This is a genomic window from Kitasatospora sp. NPDC127116, assembly GCF_042677365.1.
GTDB classification, from domain to species: domain Bacteria; phylum Actinomycetota; class Actinomycetes; order Streptomycetales; family Streptomycetaceae; genus Kitasatospora; species Kitasatospora lactacystinica.
In genome coordinates, this window is sequence record NZ_JBHXTL010000153.1 from 1 (window position 1) to 20,475 (window position 20,475).

Annotated in this window: 18 protein-coding genes and 1 pseudogene; 14 read left to right on the top strand and 5 right to left on the bottom strand. The window is 74.5% G+C overall.

Annotated features, from left to right (window positions below; translation table 11 throughout):
- The 4 genes and pseudogenes from ACFVHV_RS37930 to ACFVHV_RS37945 form a co-directional block, all read left to right on the top strand.
- Positions 1 to 242, top strand: a pseudogene (locus ACFVHV_RS37930) (hypothetical protein); the annotation flags it as partial.
- A gap of 117 nt (positions 243 to 359) precedes the next feature.
- Positions 360 to 1,223: an alpha/beta hydrolase gene (locus ACFVHV_RS37935; protein ID WP_380357622.1), complete on the top strand. Its 864-nt coding sequence runs from the start codon at positions 360 to 362 to the stop codon at positions 1,221 to 1,223.
- 224 nt (positions 1,224 to 1,447) lie between these two features.
- Positions 1,448 to 1,816, top strand: coding sequence for a hypothetical protein (locus tag ACFVHV_RS37940; protein WP_380357624.1), 369 nt, complete (start codon positions 1,448 to 1,450; stop codon positions 1,814 to 1,816).
- A gap of 144 nt (positions 1,817 to 1,960) precedes the next feature.
- A complete protein-coding gene (locus ACFVHV_RS37945; RefSeq protein ID WP_380357627.1) occupies positions 1,961 to 2,833 on the top strand; it encodes a ribosome-inactivating family protein in 873 nt (290 codons plus the stop codon).
- A 63-nt stretch (positions 2,834 to 2,896) separates the two neighbouring features.
- On the opposite strand, the gene ACFVHV_RS37950 is transcribed toward ACFVHV_RS37945, so the two are convergent.
- Complete coding sequence (locus ACFVHV_RS37950) at positions 2,897 to 3,067, bottom strand: hypothetical protein (protein ID WP_380357629.1); 171 nt, start codon at positions 3,065 to 3,067, stop codon at positions 2,897 to 2,899.
- Positions 3,068 to 3,333: 266 nt separating this feature from the next.
- On the opposite strand from ACFVHV_RS37950, the gene ACFVHV_RS37955 reads away from it, so the two are divergent.
- Positions 3,334 to 4,494, top strand: coding sequence for a pentapeptide repeat-containing protein (locus tag ACFVHV_RS37955; protein WP_380357631.1), 1,161 nt, complete (start codon positions 3,334 to 3,336; stop codon positions 4,492 to 4,494).
- A gap of 21 nt (positions 4,495 to 4,515) precedes the next feature.
- Here the strand turns inward: ACFVHV_RS37955 and ACFVHV_RS37960 are convergent, their stop codons facing one another.
- Positions 4,516 to 5,217, bottom strand: a complete 702-nt coding sequence (locus ACFVHV_RS37960) for an alpha/beta hydrolase (protein WP_380357634.1) — start codon at positions 5,215 to 5,217, stop codon at positions 4,516 to 4,518.
- 122 nt (positions 5,218 to 5,339) lie between these two features.
- Between ACFVHV_RS37960 and ACFVHV_RS37965 the strand changes: the two genes are divergently transcribed.
- Together ACFVHV_RS37965 and ACFVHV_RS37970 are read left to right on the top strand one after the other, a co-directional pair.
- Positions 5,340 to 5,867: a hypothetical protein gene (locus tag ACFVHV_RS37965; protein ID WP_359906689.1), complete on the top strand. Its 528-nt coding sequence runs from the start codon at positions 5,340 to 5,342 to the stop codon at positions 5,865 to 5,867.
- Between the two features lie 194 nt (positions 5,868 to 6,061).
- On the top strand, positions 6,062 to 7,618 hold the full coding sequence (locus tag ACFVHV_RS37970) for an AMP-binding protein (protein ID WP_359906686.1): 1,557 nt from the start codon (positions 6,062 to 6,064) through the stop codon (positions 7,616 to 7,618).
- 87 nt (positions 7,619 to 7,705) lie between these two features.
- Here ACFVHV_RS37970 and ACFVHV_RS37975 read toward each other — a convergent pair whose 3' ends face one another.
- The gene (locus tag ACFVHV_RS37975; protein ID WP_380357638.1) at positions 7,706 to 8,668 is read right to left on the bottom strand and encodes a GlxA family transcriptional regulator; all 963 of its coding nucleotides are present in this window, start codon (positions 8,666 to 8,668) and stop codon (positions 7,706 to 7,708) included.
- A 72-nt stretch (positions 8,669 to 8,740) separates the two neighbouring features.
- Here ACFVHV_RS37975 and ACFVHV_RS37980 point away from each other — a divergent pair, with 72 nt between their 5' ends.
- Positions 8,741 to 9,337, top strand: coding sequence for an isochorismatase family protein (locus ACFVHV_RS37980; RefSeq protein ID WP_380357641.1), 597 nt, complete (start codon positions 8,741 to 8,743; stop codon positions 9,335 to 9,337).
- A 76-nt stretch (positions 9,338 to 9,413) separates the two neighbouring features.
- Here the strand turns inward: ACFVHV_RS37980 and ACFVHV_RS37985 are convergent, their stop codons facing one another.
- Positions 9,414 to 10,196, bottom strand: a complete 783-nt coding sequence (locus tag ACFVHV_RS37985) for an SDR family oxidoreductase (protein ID WP_380357644.1) — start codon at positions 10,194 to 10,196, stop codon at positions 9,414 to 9,416.
- A 103-nt stretch (positions 10,197 to 10,299) separates the two neighbouring features.
- Between ACFVHV_RS37985 and ACFVHV_RS37990 the strand changes: the two genes are divergently transcribed.
- On the top strand, positions 10,300 to 11,232 hold the full coding sequence (locus ACFVHV_RS37990) for a sigma-70 family RNA polymerase sigma factor (RefSeq protein ID WP_359906676.1): 933 nt from the start codon (positions 10,300 to 10,302) through the stop codon (positions 11,230 to 11,232).
- Between the two features lie 145 nt (positions 11,233 to 11,377).
- Here ACFVHV_RS37990 and ACFVHV_RS37995 read toward each other — a convergent pair whose 3' ends face one another.
- Positions 11,378 to 11,953, bottom strand: coding sequence for a nucleosidase (locus tag ACFVHV_RS37995; protein WP_359906674.1), 576 nt, complete (start codon positions 11,951 to 11,953; stop codon positions 11,378 to 11,380).
- Between the two features lie 346 nt (positions 11,954 to 12,299).
- On the opposite strand from ACFVHV_RS37995, the gene ACFVHV_RS38000 reads away from it, so the two are divergent.
- The 5 genes from ACFVHV_RS38000 to ACFVHV_RS38020 all read left to right on the top strand — a co-directional run bounded on the left by ACFVHV_RS38000 (position 12,300) and on the right by ACFVHV_RS38020 (position 20,474).
- Positions 12,300 to 13,823 carry a hypothetical protein gene (locus ACFVHV_RS38000; RefSeq protein WP_359906671.1) on the top strand — a complete coding sequence of 508 codons (1,524 nt, stop codon included), beginning with the start codon at positions 12,300 to 12,302 and terminating at the stop codon, positions 13,821 to 13,823.
- Between the two features lie 20 nt (positions 13,824 to 13,843).
- Positions 13,844 to 14,806 (top strand): glutamate ABC transporter substrate-binding protein, encoded by a 963-nt coding sequence (locus tag ACFVHV_RS38005; RefSeq protein WP_359906668.1) that lies wholly within the window; start codon positions 13,844 to 13,846, stop codon positions 14,804 to 14,806.
- A gap of 275 nt (positions 14,807 to 15,081) precedes the next feature.
- The gene (locus ACFVHV_RS38010) at positions 15,082 to 16,449 is read left to right on the top strand and encodes a hypothetical protein (RefSeq protein ID WP_380357648.1); all 1,368 of its coding nucleotides are present in this window, start codon (positions 15,082 to 15,084) and stop codon (positions 16,447 to 16,449) included.
- A 5-nt stretch (positions 16,450 to 16,454) separates the two neighbouring features.
- Positions 16,455 to 19,127 carry a tetratricopeptide repeat protein gene (locus ACFVHV_RS38015; protein WP_380357650.1) on the top strand — a complete coding sequence of 891 codons (2,673 nt, stop codon included), beginning with the start codon at positions 16,455 to 16,457 and terminating at the stop codon, positions 19,125 to 19,127.
- Between the two features lie 3 nt (positions 19,128 to 19,130).
- On the top strand, positions 19,131 to 20,474 hold the full coding sequence (locus ACFVHV_RS38020; RefSeq protein ID WP_359906660.1) for a PP2C family serine/threonine-protein phosphatase: 1,344 nt from the start codon (positions 19,131 to 19,133) through the stop codon (positions 20,472 to 20,474).
- The last annotated feature ends 1 nt before the right edge of the window (position 20,475 follow it).

A 20,475-nucleotide genomic window follows, 5' to 3' on the forward strand; every position in this document is an offset into this window, starting at 1 on the left:
GCGGCATCCGACCCGGCCACCAGCACGGCCTGCACCGCTGGTTCACCACCGGCAACCTCACCGCCGCCTACCTCTCCCTCGCCGCCGCCCGACCCATGCCCCGCACCGGCAACCCCACCACCTACTGGACCGCCCTCGTCACCGCCGGCGAACTCCTCACCACCACCCCCAACCCCGACACCCGCATCAAGTACGCCCTCGCCCACTGCCGCACCCAAGCGGCGAAGGGCCTTTCCGGGTAGTGCGATGATCATTCGCTGAGTACTGTGTGCCGTCGAACAGTTGGGCAGCTGTTCGACGGCTGCCCCCGTACGACGTGCATGCCGCCGACGCACGGAGGTCAGAAAGTGAGCAGACAGATGCAACCGACGTTCGTCCTGGTCCACGGAGCCTTCGCGAACTCCTTCTCCTTCGCGCCGCTCCAAGCCGAACTCGGCCTCCTCGGGCACCGGTCCGTCGCCGTCGACCTCCCGGGGCACGGATTCGCCGCGACGTACCCGGCCGCCTACCAGGCGCCGCAGGACCTCGAAGGGCTCGCCACCGCGCCCGGCGCCATCAAGGGCGTCACCCTCGCCGACAACGTCGCGCACCTCATCGGGATCCTGGAGCGGGCCAAGAGCAACGGGCCCGTCGTCCTCGTCTCCCACAGCCGCGGCGGCCTGACGGCCACCGTCGCGGCCAACCAGCGGCCCGACCTGATCGACCGCATCGTCTACGTCTCCTCCTGGGCCCCCGTCGACCTCCCCGTCGGCGCCTACTACGCCGAGCCCGAGATGGCCACGGCCGACGCCGCGGGGATGGCGGCGGCGCTCGTCGGCATCCCCGCCGAACTCGGGCTGCTGCGCTGCAACTTCCGCACCGCCGACCCGGGCGTCCTCGCGGGCTTCAAGGCGGCCTTCCTCGCCGACGGCACGGACGACCAGTTCATGGTCTTCCTCAACTCCTTCCAGCCCGACGAGAACCTCGACACCGGCACCCCCGACGACCGGGCGCAGGCCGACACCTGGGGCAGCATCCCCAGGACGTACGTCCGCCTGACCGAGGACGCCGGCATCCCGCTCGCCATGCAGGACCGGATGATCCGCGAGGGCGACGCCCTCACCCCGGACAACCCCTACGACGTCCGCACGCTCCCCGGCAGCCACCTGAAGTGGCTGGTCGACCCGGCACCGGCCGCCCAGGTCCTGGGCGAACTCGCCGCGCTCCTGCCCACCGAAGCCTGACCGCTCCGTGACGCCTCCCGCGCGGACGTAACCACGCCCCTCCGACCTGGCCACCAGCGCCCCCGCCCGTAGCCCCGCACAGGAAGTCGGCCCCGCCGACTTCCTGTGCGCCGGACGCCCCGGCTCAGGCCTTCGTCCTGACCGGCCTCGCGGCCCACCTCGCCCGCAGCCGGCGCACGCCGCCTCGCAGCCACCTGGTCCACTCCCTGGTGAAGACTGCCTCCATGCGAGTGAAGTGCACCCGGATCATCGATCCGCAGAGCGACGAGACGATCGCGACTCACCCCGCGATACACGTGGGCGGTGTCTACCCGGTCCTGGAGATGATGACCGGACCCGACTACTGGATGATCCGCGTCCTCGACGACAGCGGGAACGACCCCGGCTCGTTCTGGGATCCGGCGATGTTCGAGACCGTCGACGCCCACCTGCCCTCCAGCTGGACCCTCGTCCTGGAGAACGGCCGCATGCGGCTGGCCCACGCCCTCTGGCAGCGCCCGAACTTCTGGAACGACTACTTCGACAACGACCCCCGGGCCCTGGCGGACTTCCGAGCGGCCAAGCACGAGCTGCTCGACGGCACCGATCGATGACCACCGATCGATGACCGCGAACGGTCTGTGCGCTCCCGGGCACACGGCGGTGCGCTGACGACCAACTCCGGTGGCACGAAGGCTCCTAGGCTCACGCCGCGACAGGACTTACGCCCCCCTTCATCCGGAGAGACCGAGAAGACCGTGCTGAAGAAACTCTGCTCCGCCCTGCTGACCCTGGCCATCTCGATGGGCCTGGTGACGACGCTCAGCGGCACCGCGTCCGCGACCAACTACCAGGTCATCGACTGGCACATCTCGAACATCACCGCGGGCGGAAACACCAACCACCAGAACTACTGGAACCTGATCGACGCCATCCACCGGTACACCTACGGCGATTCGACCGGCCTCAACGGCGTCACCGAGACCACCACCGAGCACGGCCGCCTGATCCAGGTGCGCGTCCTCGACACCAACAACGTCCACCTCGTCTCCGTCTACCTCTGGGCGAACGACCTCTACGTCGCGGGCTTCTACGCCCCGCAGACCAACTCCCACTGGGCGTTCCAGGACCGGCTCGGCGAGTTCCAGAACGCGCTGGGCGTGACGGTGCCCGCGAACCGCCGCATCGCCAGCGGCAACTACAGCAACATCCCGGGCGGCAACGAGCGGGGAAGCCTCGTCCTCAGCCCCGAGCACATCTACAACGCCATGCGCACCCTCGGCCGCGCGACCGCGTACAACGACGCCACGGGCCGGGCGCTGCTGACGGCGATCCAGATCTTCTCGGAGGCGGCACGCTTCGGCGTGGTCTTCGACGTCGTCCGGGGCAACATCCAGGACCCCAACCGGAACCGGCCGCTGAACTACTTCGACTCGGTGCGCGGCAACATCCTCGCCGCCAACGTGGAGAACCAGTGGGGGCAGATCAGCGAGTTCATCCGCAACGCCCGCAACGACCCGTCCACGGCGACCATCTCCATCATGGGCCACACCGTCGCCACCATCGCGGCCGTGCTCTACTACATCGGCTTCATCGAGGCCAACGGCGCCATCATGCACAAGCCCAGGTAGGACGAAGCCCCGGGGCGGCCCACCGGCACCGACCGGCGGGCCGCCCGCCGCCGCCCCGCATCCCTAGCCCCACCAGCTGACCAGCCGGGCGAGCAGGACCGTCACGGTCGCACCGCCCGCCGCCGCGGCCATGCCCCGCACGAAGTGCAGGCCGACCGTCCGACGAACGACCCGCCACCGCCGGCGGCGCCCCGCCCCACCGATCCGACCGCGACCACTGAACCAGGCGAACATCGCGCCTCTCCTCTCCGGGGGACGGCCGCCCCTCGCGGCCTGGTCCAACCCTCACCGCACCCGACAGCGGCGCCACGCCCGACCGATGGGATCCGACGAAGCCTGAAGTCGGCTGCCGGGAAACGGTGTTCGCCTGACAGCGGCGCGCCTTCGGTCCATGATGAACTGACAGCAGCGGACGAAATCTGACAGTTCATCGAGGGCAGCCTGTGGCGGGAATCGTCGTTCCGACCAATGAGAAGCTTCCGCCCGGACCGCGGAGGGACTTGGTCGGGGCCCTGCACGGGCTGTACCGGGGCGCGGGCAAGCCCAGCCTCCGCGAGATCTCCGACGGCATCAGGCAGCGCGGCGACCTGCCGACGACGGTGAGCCACGACACCGCGAGCCAGCTGCTGCACGGCGTGACCGTCCCCTCCTGGGCACGGGTGGAGTCCATCGTGCGCTACCTGGCCGATGCCGCCGTCGGGCGGCAGAAGCCGGATCCGGAGGCCGAGGTCGAGCGGTTCCACCGGCTCTGGCTGGCCGCCGAGGACGCGGACCCCGCCACGCCGACCCGGCCGGCCACGGCGGACGCGGCGGACGCGGAGCTGTCGGCGGACCTCCGGTCCCCCGACCAGGAGCGCCGCATCGCCGCCCTCTACCGCCTCGAACGTCGGGCCTGGCGCACCCCGTCGCCGGGGCAGGAGGACTCCGCCCCACCATGGCTGACCGTGCTGGCCCACTTCCTCCGGACGGCACGCCCGCTCGGGGTGCCCGGCGACCCGGTACCGGCTCCGGCCGAGGAGGTCCAGCTGGCGGCGCTGATCCTGGGCCGTCTGCCCGTTCGGCACTTCGCCGGCCCTTTCGACCTCTCGGGGCTGGACCTCCGGCACCTGACGTGGGAGGGGGCGCGGCTGTCGCACGCGGACCTGAGCGGGAGCCTGCTGTCGGGCAGTTCCCTGCGATTTGCGCGGCTGGGAAAGGCCCGACTCACAGAGGCAACGCTCACCGATGCCGACCTGGAGGCGGCCAATCTCTTCTCGGCCGACCTCACCCGCTGCGACCTCACCCGTGCGAGCCTGGTCGACACCTCCCTCAAATTCGCGGACCTGTCCCACGTCGCCCTCCTGGAGACGGACCTGGACGATGCCTCAGCACCCCTGACCAGGTGGGAGGGATGCTCGGCCGACCAAGCCGACTTCCGCCGCGCCGACCTGACCCAGGCCAACTTCACCGGAGCCGTCCTGACGAACTGCAGCTTCCTCCACGCCAAGCTGGTCGGCGCGTTCTTCACCGATGCCGATCTGAGGGGCAGTTCCTTCAGCGGCGCCGACCTCTCCGGTGCGCTCTTCACCAGGAGCAGCCTGGCCACGGCGCAGCTGACGCCCGAGCAGCTGGCGTCCATCGAGGTCGTGCGCGAACCCGACGGGTCGATCGTTCCCACCTGATCCCCCGCTGCCGCGCGGCGGCTACAGCCCGGCCCGGTACGCCTCCAGTCGCTCGGCCAGCTCCTGCGGGTGGCCGAGCATGGGGAGGTGGTCGCCCGGCATCTCGTCCGGGCGGAAGCCGAGCCGCTCCTCGACGTGCCGCCGCAGGAACGCGGGCGGGAAGAACCGGTCGCCGGTGGCCAGCAGGTACCTGGTCGGCACCTGCGGCCAGGCCTCCAGCGGCCACGGCGTCCCGAACGGGGTCGCGGACTGCCGCCGCCCGTGCTTCGCGAGGAGTTCCTCGGCCAGCGCGGCCGGGGTGTCGTGCAGGAACAGGGCGCGTTCGTCCTCCTCCGCGCCCTCTGCCACGCCCCTGCTGCGGTCGGATTCGCGGCGGGCCGCCCAGTAGCCGGTGTTCTCCCACCACTCGCCCGGTGTCTCCCCGGGCGCCGGCACCTGGGCGTGCAGCATGACCAGCAGGTCCACCGGCATCCGCGCGCAGACCAGCGGGCCGGTGAAGCCGCCGAACGAGTGCGCGACGACCACGAGCTCGCCGGGCCCGTCCCCGACGGCCGCCACCGCCGCCACCGCCGCGTCCGCGTACTCGGCGAGCCCGGCCGCGTCGTCGTCGCACGGCAGGTCCGGCGCGACCACCTCGTGGCCCCGCCCGCGCAACTCGGCCGCCAGCGGCCCCCAGTACCAGGCATCGGCCGCCGCGCCATGGATCAGAACGTACGTCGCCACGGATCACTCCTCGTCCGGAACGGATCACTTCTGGACCGCGCCCGAGCCTACCGAGCGGTCCGCCCCCGAACTGCCGGGCGCCACCCGCATACTCGTCCCAACGACCGATCAGCCACCACTCGTTGGGAAAGCCCTTGTTCCGCGACACCGGCCCGCGCAGCATCCGCATACCGACCCACCGCGAGACCGCCGAGGAGTGGGGCGAGCAGATCGCCGCGCTCCGCGCCGCTCCGCCCGGGTGGTCCTTCCTGCTGGGGCGGCTGTCCTCCGACGGCTACCTCTGCCACCTCGACCTCAACTACCACCTGGACGGCGAACTCGTCGCCGTCGTCCAGACCTCGCGCCCCGTTCCGGCCGGCCACCGGGTGGGTTCCCTCACCACCCCGCAGTCCCAACTCTCCACCTTCCTGGCGAATTCGGACCGCCTCGACCCGCGCACCCACCTCGCCCCGCTCGACGGCCCGCCCACTCCGGGCGAGGTCCTGCTCCACGGCGTCCGCGTCCCGGTCGAGGTCAACCACAGCCACGGCTGCCGCAGCGCCCTCGTCCCCCGGCTCCCCTCCCAGCAGGGCTGCGTGATCGTCACCGCCGCCACCGAGCACTGGGCCACCGCCACCGACCTCGCCCTGCGGCCCCCGGCGGCGTTCTGAGCGGTGCGCCGCACCGGGCCCCCGATGGTTCACCCGGACGGGGCGGCGAGCGCGACGCCATTGACATGACGGACCGTCATGATTGCGCCGATGGCGATGCGTTCACGCCAATTACCGGCGGAACATCCCCGGCACGACGGTGCGGGTGGGGTTAGCCTGTGGCCATGGTTGCAAACTGCAAGGAAGAAGTAGCCATGGGCGACGCGGAGTTCGTCAGCGGCCCCGCCCTGATCCTCCGGTCCCTCGCCTCCGACCCCGACCGGCGGGCCGTCGTCACCGCCGACGGCGCCGGGATCACCGCCGGCGACCTCGCCGCCGCCGCCTACCGCCTCTCCCACGAGCTGATCGCCCGGGGCGCCGCCCTCGGCACCACCGTGACCCTGCTGACCGGCAACACCCCCGAGGCCCTCGTCGCCCGGTACGCGGCCGGCCTCGCGGGCGCCCGGGTGGTGAACCTGTACGACGGCATGAGCGAGCCGGTCCTGGCCGAGATCACGGCGAGCGTCGACACGACCCTCCTGCTCGTGGACGCCGAACGGTACGCCTCGGCCGCCCGCTTGCTCCCGCTGCTCGACGGGCCCACCGTCCTCACCCTGGGCCCGGGGCCGGCCGACCGCGCCCCCGGCGCCCTCGGCGAGGACGTCATCGCCGCCGCCGCCCACCGCCCCGCCGAACCGCCGGACGTCCGGATCGGCCCGGAGGACGACCTCGGCATCCGCCACACCGGCGGCACCACCGGCATCCCGAAGGGCATCCTCAGCCTGCACGGGCCCTACCGCCGCGTCTTCGACGCCCCGGTCGGCAGCGACCCGGTCGACGGCGCGCCCCGCCTCCTCGCCGCCACCCCGCTCGCCCACCTCGCCGGGATCATGTCCGACCTGACCCTCCAGCGCGGCGGCACGGTGGTCCTCCAGCGCTCCTTCGACCCCGGCGCGGTCCTGGCCGCCGTCGAACGCGAACGCATCACCGACCTCTGGGTGCTGCCGGCGCTGCTCCACCAGTTGCTCGACCACCCGGCGATCGGCCGCACCGACCTGTCCAGCCTGCGGCAGATCCTCTACGGGGGCAGCGCCGCCTCGCCGACCCGGATCCGCGAGGCGCTCAAGGTGTTCGGGCCCGTCCTGGTCGGCGTCTACGGGATGTCGGAGGCGCAGCTGATCTCCTACCTCACCCCGCAGGAGCACGACCGGATCGGCCCCGACAGCGTCCAGGTCCCGGTCGGCCGGCCCGCCCCGGGCGTCGAGGTGGCGATCCGCTCCCTCGACGGCACCGACCTGCCGACCGGCGAACAGGGCGAGGTCCACCTGCGCTCCGACGGCATCATGGCCGGGTACTGGAAGCGGCCCGACCTCACCGCCGCCGTGCTGCGGGACGGCTGGCTGAACACCGGCGACGTCGGCTACTTCGACGAGGACGGCTACCTCTACCTCTCCGACCGGGTCAAGGACCTGATCATCGTGGTCGGCGGGCACGTCTACCCGTCCGAGGTGGAGGACCTCCTCCTCACCCACCCGACCGTCGCCCGCTGCGCGGTCTTCGGCGTCCGCGACGACCAGGAGACGGAGCACGTCCACGTCGCCGTCGTCCCCGCCCCGGGGCAGCGGCCGCGGCTCGACGAACTCCGCGCCTTCGTCACCGAGCGCAAGGGCCGGATCTTCGCCCCCGAGGCGCTCCACCTGGTCGACGAGATCCCGCTGACGCCCGTCGGCAAGCCCGACAAGAAACGCCTGCGCGAAGCCGCCACGGCCTGAGGGCGGCGAATCCCGGGGGTGGCGGCGCCGAGGGCCGCCACCCCGCAGGCCCGCACGCCCGGCCCTCGCTGCCGCCGGCCCTCCCCGCTACCCCTCCTCGCGGCCGCGGAAGGCCCGGCGGTACTCCCTCGGGGCGACGCCCACCCGGTCCGTGAAGACCGGCCGCAGGGAGACCGCCGAGGCGAAGCCGCAGCGGGTGGCGACGGTGTCGACGGGCAGGTCGGTCTCCTCCAGGAGCCGCTGGGCGGTGAGGACGCGCTGGTCGAGGAGCCAGCGCATCGGGGTGGTGCCGGTGGTGGCGGTGAAGCGGCGGGCGAAGGTGCGGTCGGACATCAGGGCGGCGGCGGCCATCCGGCGCACCGTCCAGGGAGCGTCGAGGGAGGCCGCGACCTCGGCCCGCAGCCGGGCCAGCGGATCGTCACCGGCGGCGGCGTCCGGGACCGGGGAGGGGATGAACTGGGCCTGGCCGCCCGCCCGGAAGGGCGCGGTGACCATGGCCCGGGCGATGGCGGCGGCGGCCTGCTGGCCGTGGGCGGTGCGGACGAGGTGGAGGCAGAGGTCGATGCCCGCCGCGACGCCCGCCGAGGTCCACAGGCCGTCGCCGCCGGTGAAGAGCACCTCGGGCCGGACCGTCACCGCCGGGAAGCGGCGGGCGAGTTCGGGGGCGAGCGCCCAGTGGGTGGTGGCCTCCCGGCCGTCCAGCAGGCCGGCCTCGGCGAGGACGAAGGCGCCCGCGCAGAGCGAGGCGACCGGGACGCCGGCGGCGGCCACGGCCCGCAGGGCGTCCAGGATCTCCGGGCCGCGCCGGGCGGCCGGGTCCTCGACGCCCGGCACCACCACCAGGTCGCAGGCGGCCAGCGCCGCCGGCCCGTGGTCGGGGACCCGCTCCAGCCCGCCGCCCAGCCGCACCCGGGCGCCCTCCGGCCCGCAGACCCGCAGGTCGAAGGCGGGCAGGCCGGGCCGGGAGGTCCGGTTCGCCCACACCTCGCCGATCACCGCGTAGTCGAAGGCCCGGACACCGTCGAAGATCAGACAACCCACCGTTCGCATGGCAGGAACCTATCGATGGGTGGCCCCGCTGCCCATCACGCCCGCCCGACGACCCCGACCACCATGGACGGCATGACGAACACCGACGCCTTCGACGCCCCCCTCACCCTCGACCAGGACGCCGTCCTGCTGCTCATCGACGTCCAGAAGGGCTTCGAGGACACCGCCTTCTGGGGCCCCCGCGACAACCCGCGGGCCGAGCAGCGGATGGCCGAGCTGATCGCCGCCTGGCAGGCCACCGGCCGCCCGATCGTCACCGTGCAGCACACCTCCCCGGCCGGCCCGCTCGCCGAGGGCACCCCGGGGCACGGGCTGAAGGACTTCGTCGCCGACGTCACCCCCGCCCTGCACGTCACCAAGACCGTCAACAGCGCCTTCTACGGCACCCCCGACCTGCACGCCTGGCTCCAGGAGCGCGGCGCCCGGCAGGTGGTGGTCACCGGGATCATCACCAACGTGTGCAACGAGACCACCGCCCGGATGGCCGGCAACCTCGGCTACGACGCGGTCTTCCCCGTCGACGCCATGCACTCCTTCGACATGACCGGCCCCGACGGCACCACCGTCCCCGCCGCCGACCTCGCCCGCGCCACGGCCACCACCCTGCACGCGATGCGCTTCGCCAAGGTCGTGATGACGGAGCAGGTGCTCCGGGCGGCTAAGGCCTGAACAGCGGCTCGTACGCGGTGCCCTCCTCCGCCGCCTCCGCGCTCTCCTCGACCCCACGGACCGCCACGGACACTCCTCAGCCCGCCAGCCGCTCCGCCAGGTACTCCTCCCAGGTCCGCCGCCCGTGCTCGGCCCCCGCCGGGGCCAGGTTCTCCCCCGCCCGGTACGCCCGCCCGACCCTGCCCGGCACCCGCAGCGGCACGTGCCGGCGGCTGCGGCCGCGCGCCGCGAGGTAGCCGCGGGTCAGCTCGCCCATCTCGTACACCCTGGGGCCGGCCAGGTCGGGCACCGGCCCGGCCGGCCCGTCCAGCGCCGGCTCCACCAGCCGGGCGGCGACCTCCCGCACGTCCACCGGCTGCCAGCGCACCCCGCCGGGGGCCGGGACGAGCGGCAGCCGGGCCATCTTCTCCGCCACCGTGAACGCCAGGTCGTGGAACTGCGCGGCCCGCAGGATCGTGTACGGCAGGCCCGAGTCGGCCACCGCCCGCTCGGCGGCGTGCTTGGCCCGGAAGTAGCCGAGCGGCAGCCGGTCCGCGCCGATCACCGAGATGTACACCAGGTGCCGCACCCCGGCCCGCCGCGCGGCGGCGACCAGCAGCCGGGTGGCGACGTCGTCGCCCTTGGGGCCGCCGGCCAGGTGCAGCACGGTGTCCACCCCGGCCAGCGCCGCGTCCAGTTGCCGGGCCGCCGTCGCCGGGTCGCCGAGCAGGTCGCCGCGCACGTACGCCACGCCGTCGGCGTCCCGACGGTCCTGCCGGCTGAGCACGCGCACCGGCGGCCCGGCCGCGCGCAGCAGCGGGACCACCTGCCGGCCCAGGGTTCCGGTCCCGCCGGTGACCAGCACGGTGTGCTTCGTCATGATCGTCTCCGTTTCGTCCCGGGCCGGGAGTTGATCTCCCCGCCGCGGCCGTTGTTGGGTGGCTCCTGCTGCCCTGACCCCCGGCGACGAAGGAATGTGACACGTGGACGAGAAGGTGGACGAGAGCTCTGCCCGGGCCGCGCTCTTCGAGGAGCAGCGCCCGCACCTGCGCGCCGTCGCGTACCGGATGCTCGGCTCGATCAGCGAGGCCGAGGACGCCCTCCAGGAGGCCTGGCTCCGCTACGACCGCACCGACACCGCCGGCGTGGCCAACCTCGGCGGCTGGCTCACCACGGTGGTCTCGCGGGTCTGCCTGAACCTGCTGCGCACCCGCGCCCAGCGCCGCGAGGAGCCGCTGGAACCCGCCGGGCCGGACGGCGAGCCGGGCCCGCCGCGCATCCCGGACCCGCTGCTGCGGCGCGAGGGCGTCGTGGACCCCGAGCAGGAGGTGATGCTCGCGGACTCGGTCGGGCTGGCGCTGATGGTGGTGATGGAGTCGCTGTCACCGGCCGAGCGGGTCGCCTTCGTGCTGCACGACCTCTTCGCGGTGCCGTTCGAGGAGATCGCCCCGCTGATCGAGAGGACCGCCGCCGCCACCCGCCAGCTGGCCAGCCGGGCCCGGCGCAAGGTGCAGGGGCAGGCGCCCGCGCCCGACCCGGACCTCGGCCGGCAGCGGCGGGCCGTGGACGCCTTCTTCGCCGCCGCCCGCAACGGCGACCTGGACGCGCTCGTCGCCGTGCTCGACCCGGACGTGGTGCTGCGCTCGGACGGCGGCACGGCGATGGCCCGGCACACGGTGGTGCTCTCGGGCGCCGGCACGGTGGCCGGCCAGGCCGTCCTGTGGGGCACGCTGTCGCCGTTCGCCCGCCCGGCGCTGGTCAACGGCGCCGCCGGCGCGGTGGTCGTCGGCGACAACGGCCGGGCGCTGTCGATCATGGCCTTCACCGTGGTGGACGGCGCGATCGTCGCGATCGACGTGCTCACCGACCCGGAGCGGCTGGCGGCCCTGGACCTCACGGACTTCCGGGAGCAGTGACGCGCGGGCGCACGGAAGCGGGGTGGGAGGGCCGTCGCCCTCCCACCCCGTTCCACACCCCTGCGCCCCTTGAGCAGGCGTCACCCTGAGCAGGCACGCCCCTTGAGCAGGCGTCACCCTGGGCAGGCGCCGCCTTGAGCGGGCGTCACCATCCCTGGGCGACCACCCAGTCGGCCAGCTTCCGGGCGCAGTCGTCGACCGCCTCCTTCCAGCTGTGCTCCGCACCGTCCCCGGCCTCGTCGCTGACGTGCTTGACCAGCCGCACCGGCAGCCCGGCCCGGTGCGCGACGGTGGCGACGGCGTAGCCCTCCATGTCCACCAGGTCGGCGTGCTCGGCGAGCCGGTCGCGGGCGGCCGCGTCGGAGACGAAGAGGTCCCCGGTGGCCAGCACCGGGCCGTCTCCCTTGCCGATCACCAGCGGGGCGCCGTACTCACGCCCGGTGAGCGCGTGCAGGGCGGCGGTGTCGAGGTCGTGCTGGATCACCTGGACCACGTGGTGGGTGCCCTCCCAGCCGGGGCGCAGCGCACCGGCCGTGCCGAGGTTGATCACCTCGGACGGCTTCTCGCCCTGCGCGAGGACGGTGGCCAGCGCGACGGCGGCGTTGACCTTCCCGATCCCGGTGAGCAGCACGGGCAGGCGGTCGTCCAGGTGGGCGGCCTCCTCGCGCACGGCGACGACGAGCAGCGGGCGGTCGGGCGAGATCGTTCCAAGCAGGCGCATACCTCCATCGTACGGAGCGAGGGGTCGCCGCACCCGGGATTGCGCGCCCTCGACCGGACCCCCGCGCTCCGCCCGGCCGGGGGAACCGCGTAGGGTGCGGCCCGCGTCGGACGGTTCGCCACCTCTCGGGACGACCGGTGGGAGCGGCCCGGGCCGAAAGGGCCGGACCGACGGCACGGGCGGTACCGGCGGCACCCGCCGCACCAGTGGTACCGGCCGTCCCGGGAACGTGCACGACATGCTCAAGATCGGCGCAAGTCAGGTGTGGCCGGGGGGAGTCACGGCCATACTGCTGCCATCGGTCGGGCCCCGGGAACGGGCCCGGCCCCAGGGGAGGATGAGGCGGGTGGCAACACCAGTAGGCAGCGGCGCGTCCGGCGCCGCGTTCCCGGCACGGCCGAACCAGCTGCCGGGGGCGCCGGGCGCAGCGGTGGCGACGGCCGCACCGGGGGCACCGGCCGTCCCCGGATCGGCCCCGCTCGCGAAGTCCGGCGGGGCGCCCCCGGCACCCAGACCCGGCGGGGCGCCCGCGAAGCGCCCTCCGGCGGCCGTCGCCACCGGCGTGCGCGCCCGGCTCGCGCAGGCCACCCGCACACCCCCCGGCCGGCTTCGGCTGGCCGGCGTGGTGCTCGCGGTGCTCACCGTGGCCTTCGGCGGGCTCACCGCCTGGCAACTGGAGACCAGGGCCCAGGCCGCCGACCGGGTGGTCTCGTACAGCCAGCCGCTCAGCCGGGACGCCGCCGAGATCCACCGCAACCTGGCCGACGCCGCCACCACCGCGGCCAGCGGCTTCCTGCTGGCCGGCGCCGAGCCCGACGAGGTCCGCAACCGCTACGAGCAGGACATCGCCACCGCCGCCAAGCTGATCGCCCAGGCCGCCGCCCGGACCACCGCGACCTCGCCCGCGCAGGGCTCGCTCGCCCGGCTGAACCAGCAACTCCCGGTGTACGCCGGCCTGGTGGAGACCGCGCGGGCCGACAACCGGCAGGGCATACCGCTCGGCGGCGCCTACCTGCGGTACGCCTCCGAACAGATGCAGACCGTCCTGCTGCCGACCGCCGCCGAACTGGCCGCCGTCGAGGACCGGGAGCTGTCCGACGACTACGCCGAGGCCAGAGCGGTGCCGTGGGCGGCGTACGGCCTGGCGCTGGTCGCCCTGGCCGCGCTGGCCTGGGTGCAGCTGACGCTGTTCCGCCGCACCAACCGGGTGTTCAACATCGGGCTGCTGGGCGCCACCGCCGCCGTCCTGTCCGGCGCCCTGTGGCTCACCGTCACCGGGCTGACCACCAGCTCGGCGCTCCAGCGGAGCAACCGCGAGGGCGCGGCCCCGCTGCGGGCGCTCAACACCGCCCGGGTGGACGTACTGACCGCCCGGCTGGCGGAGAACCTGCACTTCGTCGCCCGCGGCTCGACCACCAGGTACGCCGACCAGTGGACGAAGGCCACCGAACACCTGGCCGGGGCCAAGGACCTCCCGCCGGACCGGTCCAACGGCTCCCTGCCGCAGGCCGTCCGGCTGGCGCCGTCGGCCGCCGTGCCGAGCGTCGTGGACGCCTCGAAGCAGTTCGAGGAGTGGCGCCGGCGGCACGACGCCGCCCGGACCCTGGAGGTCGACAACGCCGACTACCAGGGCGCCCTGGAGGCCACCGTGACGGCCAAGGGCGACGCGGCCACCGCCGACGCCGCCTTCAACGCCACCGACAAGGCGCTCGCCCGGGCCGCCGACATCGAGCAGGACCGCTTCGACAAGGCCGCCGAGGGCACCGGCGGGGACCTGCGCGCCGCCGCCGTCGCCGCCGCGCTGCTCGGCCTGGTGGCCGCGACCGCCGCGCTGCGGGGCCTGGGCCGGCGACTGGCCGAGTACCGGTGACGGGCAGAGGGGGAGACGCGATGCACACCAGAGGATCCAGCGGATCGAGGAGAAGGACCAGGACCGCCGCCGCGCTCGCGCTGCTGGCGGCCGGTACGGCCGTGCTCACCGGGGGCGGCCCGGTCGGCGCCGCGCCGGCGGCCACGACCGCCGCGCCGCTGGCCGTGCACCAGGACCAGCAGGACCAGGCCGACGGCTGCGACGTCTACCGGAGCGTGCCGCCGAGCACCGACGACGGCCCGGCCGTGAAGGCCGTCAAGGCCCGGCGCAGCCTGGTGATCGGCGTGGACCAGAACAGCTACCGCTGGGGCGCCCGCAACCCGAACACCGGCCAGATCGAGGGCTTCGACATCGACCTCGCCCGGGCGATCGGCGCGGCCGTCATGGGCGACCCGGACAAGGTGGTGCTCAAGCCGGTGGCCACGGCCGACCGGATCGACGCCATCAAGAAGGGCCGGGTCGACCTGATCGTCCGCACCATGACGATCAACTGCAAGCGGATGGAGGACGTCGCCTTCTCCAAGCCGTACTTCAACATCAGCCAGCGCGTCCTGGTGCCGAAGTCGTCGCCGGCGAAGAACATCGACGACGCGATCAAGGACAAGGCGGTCTGCGCCGCCGACGGCTCCACCGCGCTGACCGTGGTCAAGGAGAAGAAGACCGCCCGGCAGGTCGTCACGGTGGAGAACCAGCTGGACTGCCTGGTCCTGATGCAGCTCGGCAAGGTCGACGCCACCATGACCGACAACGGCCTGGCGGCCGGCCAGGCCGCGCAGGACCAGACCGTGCGGATCGTGGACGGCGAGGCCCAGCCGGAGGTGATCGGCGTCGCCATGCTGAAGGACAGCACCGACCTGACCGCCCGGGTCAACCAGGTCCTGGCCGACTACTACGCGCGCGGCGACTGGACCCGTTCGTACGAACGCTGGCTCAAGCCGTACATGCTCAACGAGGCCGAGCACTACTGGCCCGCACCGCACTGATCCGGCGTCGGGGCAGGTCCGGGGGCGGCGCGCGGGACGGCGCAGAACGGCGCGGGGGACGGCGCGGGAGAGCTGGCGCACGATCCGTCAGCGGGGCGTCGACGGCACGTTGACGCCCCGCGCCCGCTCCGCCCGAACGGCCACCGGCTAGGGTTCGGGACGATCACCACGGGGAGACCGGTGGTGGACACGGGGGTTGTCGTGGGACCGCACGTCCGGTACGTCGAGCACGTCAGGTACGTCGGGATCGCACGCGAGGAAGGAAGGACACCGCGGTGGCGGCATCGGCTGGCCCGGTACTGAGCCGGGAGGAGGTCGACCGCGCGCTCGCCCGCCTCGGCGCGGAGCGGGACGCGGTCGAATCGGCGCTGCTCGCCCTCCAGGACCACCCGGGCCTGCGGCTGCTGGACGGCGCCGAGCTGTCCGGGCGCACCCTGGAGCGCTGGTCGGTCGCCGGCAAGGGACTGCCGCTGCTCTGGGCGCTGTTCGACCGCTACTCCGAGGCCCTGGCCTCGGCCCGGGCCGTCCGGGCCCGCAAGGCCAAGCCCGGCACACCCGAACTCGCCGAGCTGAGCGAACTGCTGACCGGCGACGCGGTGACCGTCCCGGGCGGGGTGGTGCCGGACGGCCCCCAGGTGCTCGGCGCGCCCGCCAAGCTGGTCGAACGGATCAGCCTGGACGCGCTGATGACCCGGATGAACTCCTGGTACGCCACCGTGCTGGAGGTGGTCAGCGCCGCCGACGCGGTCTGGTCGGCGCTGCCGGCCCGGATCGACCTGCTGCTGGCCGAGCTCCAGCGGGTGCGCACCCTGGCCGCCTCGCTCGGCGTGCGCACCGGCGCCCACCCGCTGGGCGACGACCTGGCCGGCCTCGAGAAGGACCTCACCGAGCTGCGCACCGAGGTGCGCGGGGACCCGCTGGCGCTGTGGCGCCCGGCCCGGGTGCCCGCCCAGCGCGGCACGGTCCCGGAGGGCTCGGCCTTCGCCGGCCCGGCCGGGGTGGTGGACACCGAGCGGTTCGACCGGGCCGGGCGGGCGCTGGACGGCGTCCGGCTGGAGCTGGAGGACCTGCTGCGGCTGCGCGACGAGGCCGAGGACCGCCTCCAGGGCGTCGGCGACCTGCTCCAGCGGGCCGACGCCACCCTGGCCGAGGCGCGCCGGGCGCGCGGCGAGGTGCTGGCGAAGATAGCGTCCAGCGACGTCCCGGCGGTGCCCGGACCGGCCTCGGCGCTGCGCGAGCGGATCGTCGCGGCGCTGGACCTGCGCCAGGCCGGGCAGTGGGGCCGGCTGGCACCGCTGCTGGACACGCTGGAGGACGCCGCCGCCAAGGAGCTGACCCGGGCCCGGCAGTCGCTCACCGAGGTGACCCAGCCGCTGGCCGTCCGGGCCGAGCTGCGCGGCCGGCTGGACGCCTACAAGGCGATGGCGGCCCGGCTGCGGGTCTCCGAGGACCCGGAAGTGATCGAGCGGTACGAGAAGGCGCGCTGGCTGCTGTGGAGCGCGCCCTGCGACCTGCGGGCGGCGGCCGCCGCGGTGGCCCGGTTCCAGCAGTCGCTGCGGCCGGCCCACACCGAGGCCGGAACCGGGCAGGCTCAGGAGGCGGCCGGCCGGCCGCCGGCCGACGGAGAGGTTCAGGGGGGCTGAGGTTGATGGGCGGGACGTGCGAACGGCCGGAGTGCTCCGGCAGCGGCAGGATCGACGCCGACGGCTACTGCGACGAGTGCGGGCTGGCCCCGGCGGCCAGGACCACCGCCACGCCCGGGGGGGCGACGACGGGGACCGCGGGGACGGGAGCACCGACGACGGGAGCACCGGCAACCGGAGCACCGGCGTCCGCCGGCCCCGGCTCGCCCTGCCCGCGCGACTGCTCCGGCACCATCGACCCGGACGGCTACTGCGACGAGTGCGGCCTGACCCCGCCCGGCGGCGACACCGGCGTCACCCAGCCGTACGTCCCCTCCGCCCGGGTCTCCCCCGGCTCCGGCCACGGCCCCACCGGCCCGGCCCGTTCGATGTCGGCCCGCACCGGCTCGGCCCGTACGATGTCCGGCCGCTCCCGCTCGCACCGCTCCACCCGCACCGGCAGCGGCCGCTCGCTCTCGGTCCGCTCCACCCGGGGCGGCGGCACCGCGGGCACCCGCAGCCGGCTGGGCGCCGGCCTGGTCACCGTGCCGACCGTCGAGGCGGCCGACCCCTCCCGGGCGGTGCTGGCCAACCCCGAGGTGCCCGAGCGCAAGCGGTTCTGCTCCAAGTGCGAGGCCCCGGTGGGCCGGGAGAAGAACGGCAGCCCGGGCCGCCCGGACGGCTTCTGCACCAAGTGCGGCACGCCGTACTCGTTCACGCCCAAGCTGCGCCGCGGCGACCTGGTCGGCGGGCAGTACGAGGTGGTGGGCTGCCTGGCGCACGGCGGGCTCGGCTGGATCTACCTGGCGGTGGACCGGCGGGTCAACGACAAGTGGGTGGTGCTCAAGGGCCTGCTGGACACCGGCGACGAGGACGCGCTCGCGGTGGCCGTCGCCGAGCGGCGCTTCCTGGCCGAGGTGGACCACCCGAACATCGTCCGGATCATCAACTTCGCCGAGCACCCCGACCTGCGCACCGGCGCCACCGACGGCTACATCGTGATGGAGTACGTCGGCGGGAAGTCGCTCAAGGACATCGCCAACGAGCGCCGCACCGCGGACGGCCGGCGCGAGCCGCTGCCGGTCGAGCAGGCGATCGCCTACGCGCTGGAGGCGCTGCCGGCCCTGGGGTACCTGCACGGCCGGGGCCTGGTGTACTGCGACTTCAAGATCGACAACGTGATCCAGAGCGGCGACACGCTCAAGATCATAGACATGGGCGCGGTCCGCCGGCTCGACGACGACGGCCCGATCTACGGCACCATCGGCTACCAGGCCCCGGAGATCGCCACCGACGGCCCCTCCGTCGCCTCCGACCTGTACACCGTGGCCCGCACCCTCGCGGTGCTCACCTTCGACTTCCAGGGCTACAGCGGCACCTACCGCGACTCGCTGCCCGGCCCCGAGCAGGTCGAGGCCTTCGCCCGGTACGAGTCCTACTACCGCTTCCTGGTCCGCGCCACCGACCCGGACCCGGCCCGCCGCTTCGCCTCCGCCGAGGAGATGGCCGACCAGCTCACCGGCGTGCTGCGGGAGATCATGGCCCTCCAGGACGACCGGCCCCGGCCCGCGCCGTCCACCCTGTTCGGCCCCGAACTGCGCGTCGTCGACACCGAGCTGGTGCTGCCCACCGAACAGGCCGGACAGCTCCGGGTGGCCCCCCTGGACCCGGCCGCCGCCGCCCTCGCGCTGCCCGTCCCCCGGGTCGACCCCGGCGACCCCAACGCCGGCTTCCTGGCCGTCCTGGTCACCCCCGACCCCGAGGAGACGCTCGCCGCGCTGGCCGCCGCGCCCACCGTCTCGGTCGAGAGCCGGCTGCGCGAACTGCGCACCCTGCTCGAACTCGGCCGCCACCCGGACGCCGTGCGCCGCCTCGCCGAACTGGAACAGGACCAGCCGGACGACTGGCGGGTGGTCTGGTACCGCGGCCTGACCGCGCTGGTCGGCAGCGAGGCCGCGCCCCGAACCGAAGGGCGCGCCGGCACCGAGAGCGAGGAGCGAGGGAGCGACGCAGGAGCGAGGGAGCGACGACCGTCGGCGCCGGGACAGGAGCGCCCGGAGGCGAGCGGGCGAGTCGCAGCGCTGCGGGCCGCCGCGGAGGCCTTCGACGCGGTCTACGACGCCTTCCCCGGCGAGGCCGCCCCCAAGCTGGCCCTCGCCATCTGCGCCGAACTGCTCGCCGACGGCGGCGACGCGGCCGAGTTCTACCGACTGGTGTGGGCCACCGACCACGCCTACCTGAGCGCCGCCTTCGGGCTGGCCCGGGTCCGGCTGGCCGAGGAGGACCGGACCGGCGCGGTCCGCGTCCTGGAGACCGTCCCGGCCACCTCCAACCAGTACACGGCCGCCCGGATCGCCGCCGTCCGGGCCCGGCTGCGCGAGCGCCCGGCCACCGACGACCTGGCCCTCGACCTCGGCGCGAGCTCCGCGCAGCTGACCGCGCTGCGGCTGGACTCCCGCCGCCGCGAGGAGCTCGCGGTCGAGGTGCTCGACGCGGCCCTCGGCTGGGTCGGCGCCGAGGCGGCCGCCGGCCGAAGGGCCACCGACCTGGTGGTACTGGGACGTCCCGCACAGGAGCGGGAACTGCGCTTCGCCCTGGAACAGTCCTACCGGGTACTCGCCCGGTTGGCCGACCGGGCCGAGATCAGGATCGAGATGGTGGAACGGGCCAACCGTGCCCGTCCCAGGACGTGGGTGTAGCAGATGCCGCAGCAGACCGAGTGCCCGAGCTGTTCGGAGCCGATGGACCAGGAGGACGCCTTCTGCGGCTCCTGCGGGACCGGCCGGAACGGCCGGGCGGCCCCCGGCTCGATGCCGACGAGCTGGGCCGCCGCGCGCGGCGAGGCCGTACCGTCGCCGCGCGGGCCGGTCTGCGTGCACTGCGGGCAGCCGCAGGTCGCCCCGGACGGCTACTGCGAGGGCTGCGGCGGCGCCCAGCCGCGCCCGCGCGACCACATGGAGAAGTCGCTCGGGGGCGTCGCCGGGGTCAGCGACCGCGGCGTGCGCCACCACCGCAACGAGGACTCCTTCACCGTCGCCGCGACCTCGCTGCCCGGCGGCGAGCCGGTCGTGGTCGCCGTGGTGTGCGACGGCGTCTCCTCCTCCGACCGCCCGGACGAGGCCTCGGAGACGGCCGTGGACGCCGCCTCCGAATCGCTGCTGACCGCCCTGGAGGCCGGCCGGGACCCGAACCGGGCGATGCACCAGGCCATCGCCGACGCCGCCAAGGCCGTCGCCGACCTCGCCACCGACGGCGCCGGCCCCACCCGCCCCGACCTCAACGCGCCCGCCTGCACCTACGTCAGCGCCATAGCCGCGGGCGGACGGGTCACCATCGGGTGGGTCGGCGACACCCGGGCGTACTGGATCCCGGACGACCGCGCCGCCGCCGAGCCCTTCCGGCTCACCCAGGACGACTCCTGGGCGGCCCGGATGGTCGAGGCCGGGCTGATGAGCGAGGCCGAGGCCTACTCCGACCCCCGCGCGCACGCGATCACCGGCTGGCTCGGCGCCGACGCCGAGGAGGTCGTGCCGCACACCCTCGACTTCACCCCGCACGTCCCCGGGGTGGTGCTGATCTGCACCGACGGGCTGTGGAACTACGCCGAGGCGGCCACCGACCTGGCGTACTACGTGCGCCCGGACGCCCGCACCGAGCCGCTCGCCACCGCACAGACCCTGGTGAAGTTCGCGGTCGCGGCCGGCGGCCACGACAACATCACCGTCGCCGTGCTGCCGATCGACCCGCCGGCCACCGCCGTCGAGGAGGCCGAGCAGACCCCCACCGCGCTGGACCTGCCGGTGATCGCTCCGCGGCCGGCCGGCCGACCGGCCGCGGAGGAGGACGAGGACCACGATCCGACCCTGCCGGACCTCCCGGTGATCGGCTCCCCCGCCGCCCCGCTGCCCCCGGTCCCGCCGGCGCCGCCGGAGGTGCCCCCGGCGCCGGCCGTCCCGCCGGTCGTCCCCGCCGCTCCGGCCCCGCCCGTCGCCCCGCCCGTCGCCCCGCCCGTCCCGCCGCAGCCGCCGCACCCTCCGACGGCCTGAC

Excerpts from the sequence above, each read along its gene's own strand:
- ACFVHV_RS38015 (WP_380357650.1), top strand. The coding sequence starts at position 16,455 with ATGGGCGGGACGTGCGAACGGCCGGAGTGCTCCGGCAGCGGCAGGATC.
- ACFVHV_RS37940 (WP_380357624.1), top strand. The coding sequence starts at position 1,448 with ATGCGAGTGAAGTGCACCCGGATCATCGATCCGCAGAGCGACGAGACG.
- ACFVHV_RS37950 (WP_380357629.1), bottom strand. The coding sequence starts at position 3,067 with ATGTTCGCCTGGTTCAGTGGTCGCGGTCGGATCGGTGGGGCGGGGCGC.
- ACFVHV_RS37970 (WP_359906686.1), top strand. The coding sequence starts at position 6,062 with ATGGGCGACGCGGAGTTCGTCAGCGGCCCCGCCCTGATCCTCCGGTCC.
- ACFVHV_RS37985 (WP_380357644.1), bottom strand. The coding sequence starts at position 10,196 with ATGACGAAGCACACCGTGCTGGTCACCGGCGGGACCGGAACCCTGGGC.
- ACFVHV_RS37935 (WP_380357622.1), top strand. The coding sequence starts at position 360 with ATGCAACCGACGTTCGTCCTGGTCCACGGAGCCTTCGCGAACTCCTTC.
- ACFVHV_RS37995 (WP_359906674.1), bottom strand. The coding sequence starts at position 11,953 with ATGCGCCTGCTTGGAACGATCTCGCCCGACCGCCCGCTGCTCGTCGTC.
- ACFVHV_RS38020 (WP_359906660.1), top strand. The coding sequence starts at position 19,131 with ATGCCGCAGCAGACCGAGTGCCCGAGCTGTTCGGAGCCGATGGACCAG.
- ACFVHV_RS37980 (WP_380357641.1), top strand. The coding sequence starts at position 8,741 with ATGACGAACACCGACGCCTTCGACGCCCCCCTCACCCTCGACCAGGAC.
- ACFVHV_RS38005 (WP_359906668.1), top strand. The coding sequence starts at position 13,844 with ATGCACACCAGAGGATCCAGCGGATCGAGGAGAAGGACCAGGACCGCC.
- ACFVHV_RS37975 (WP_380357638.1), bottom strand. The coding sequence starts at position 8,668 with ATGCGAACGGTGGGTTGTCTGATCTTCGACGGTGTCCGGGCCTTCGAC.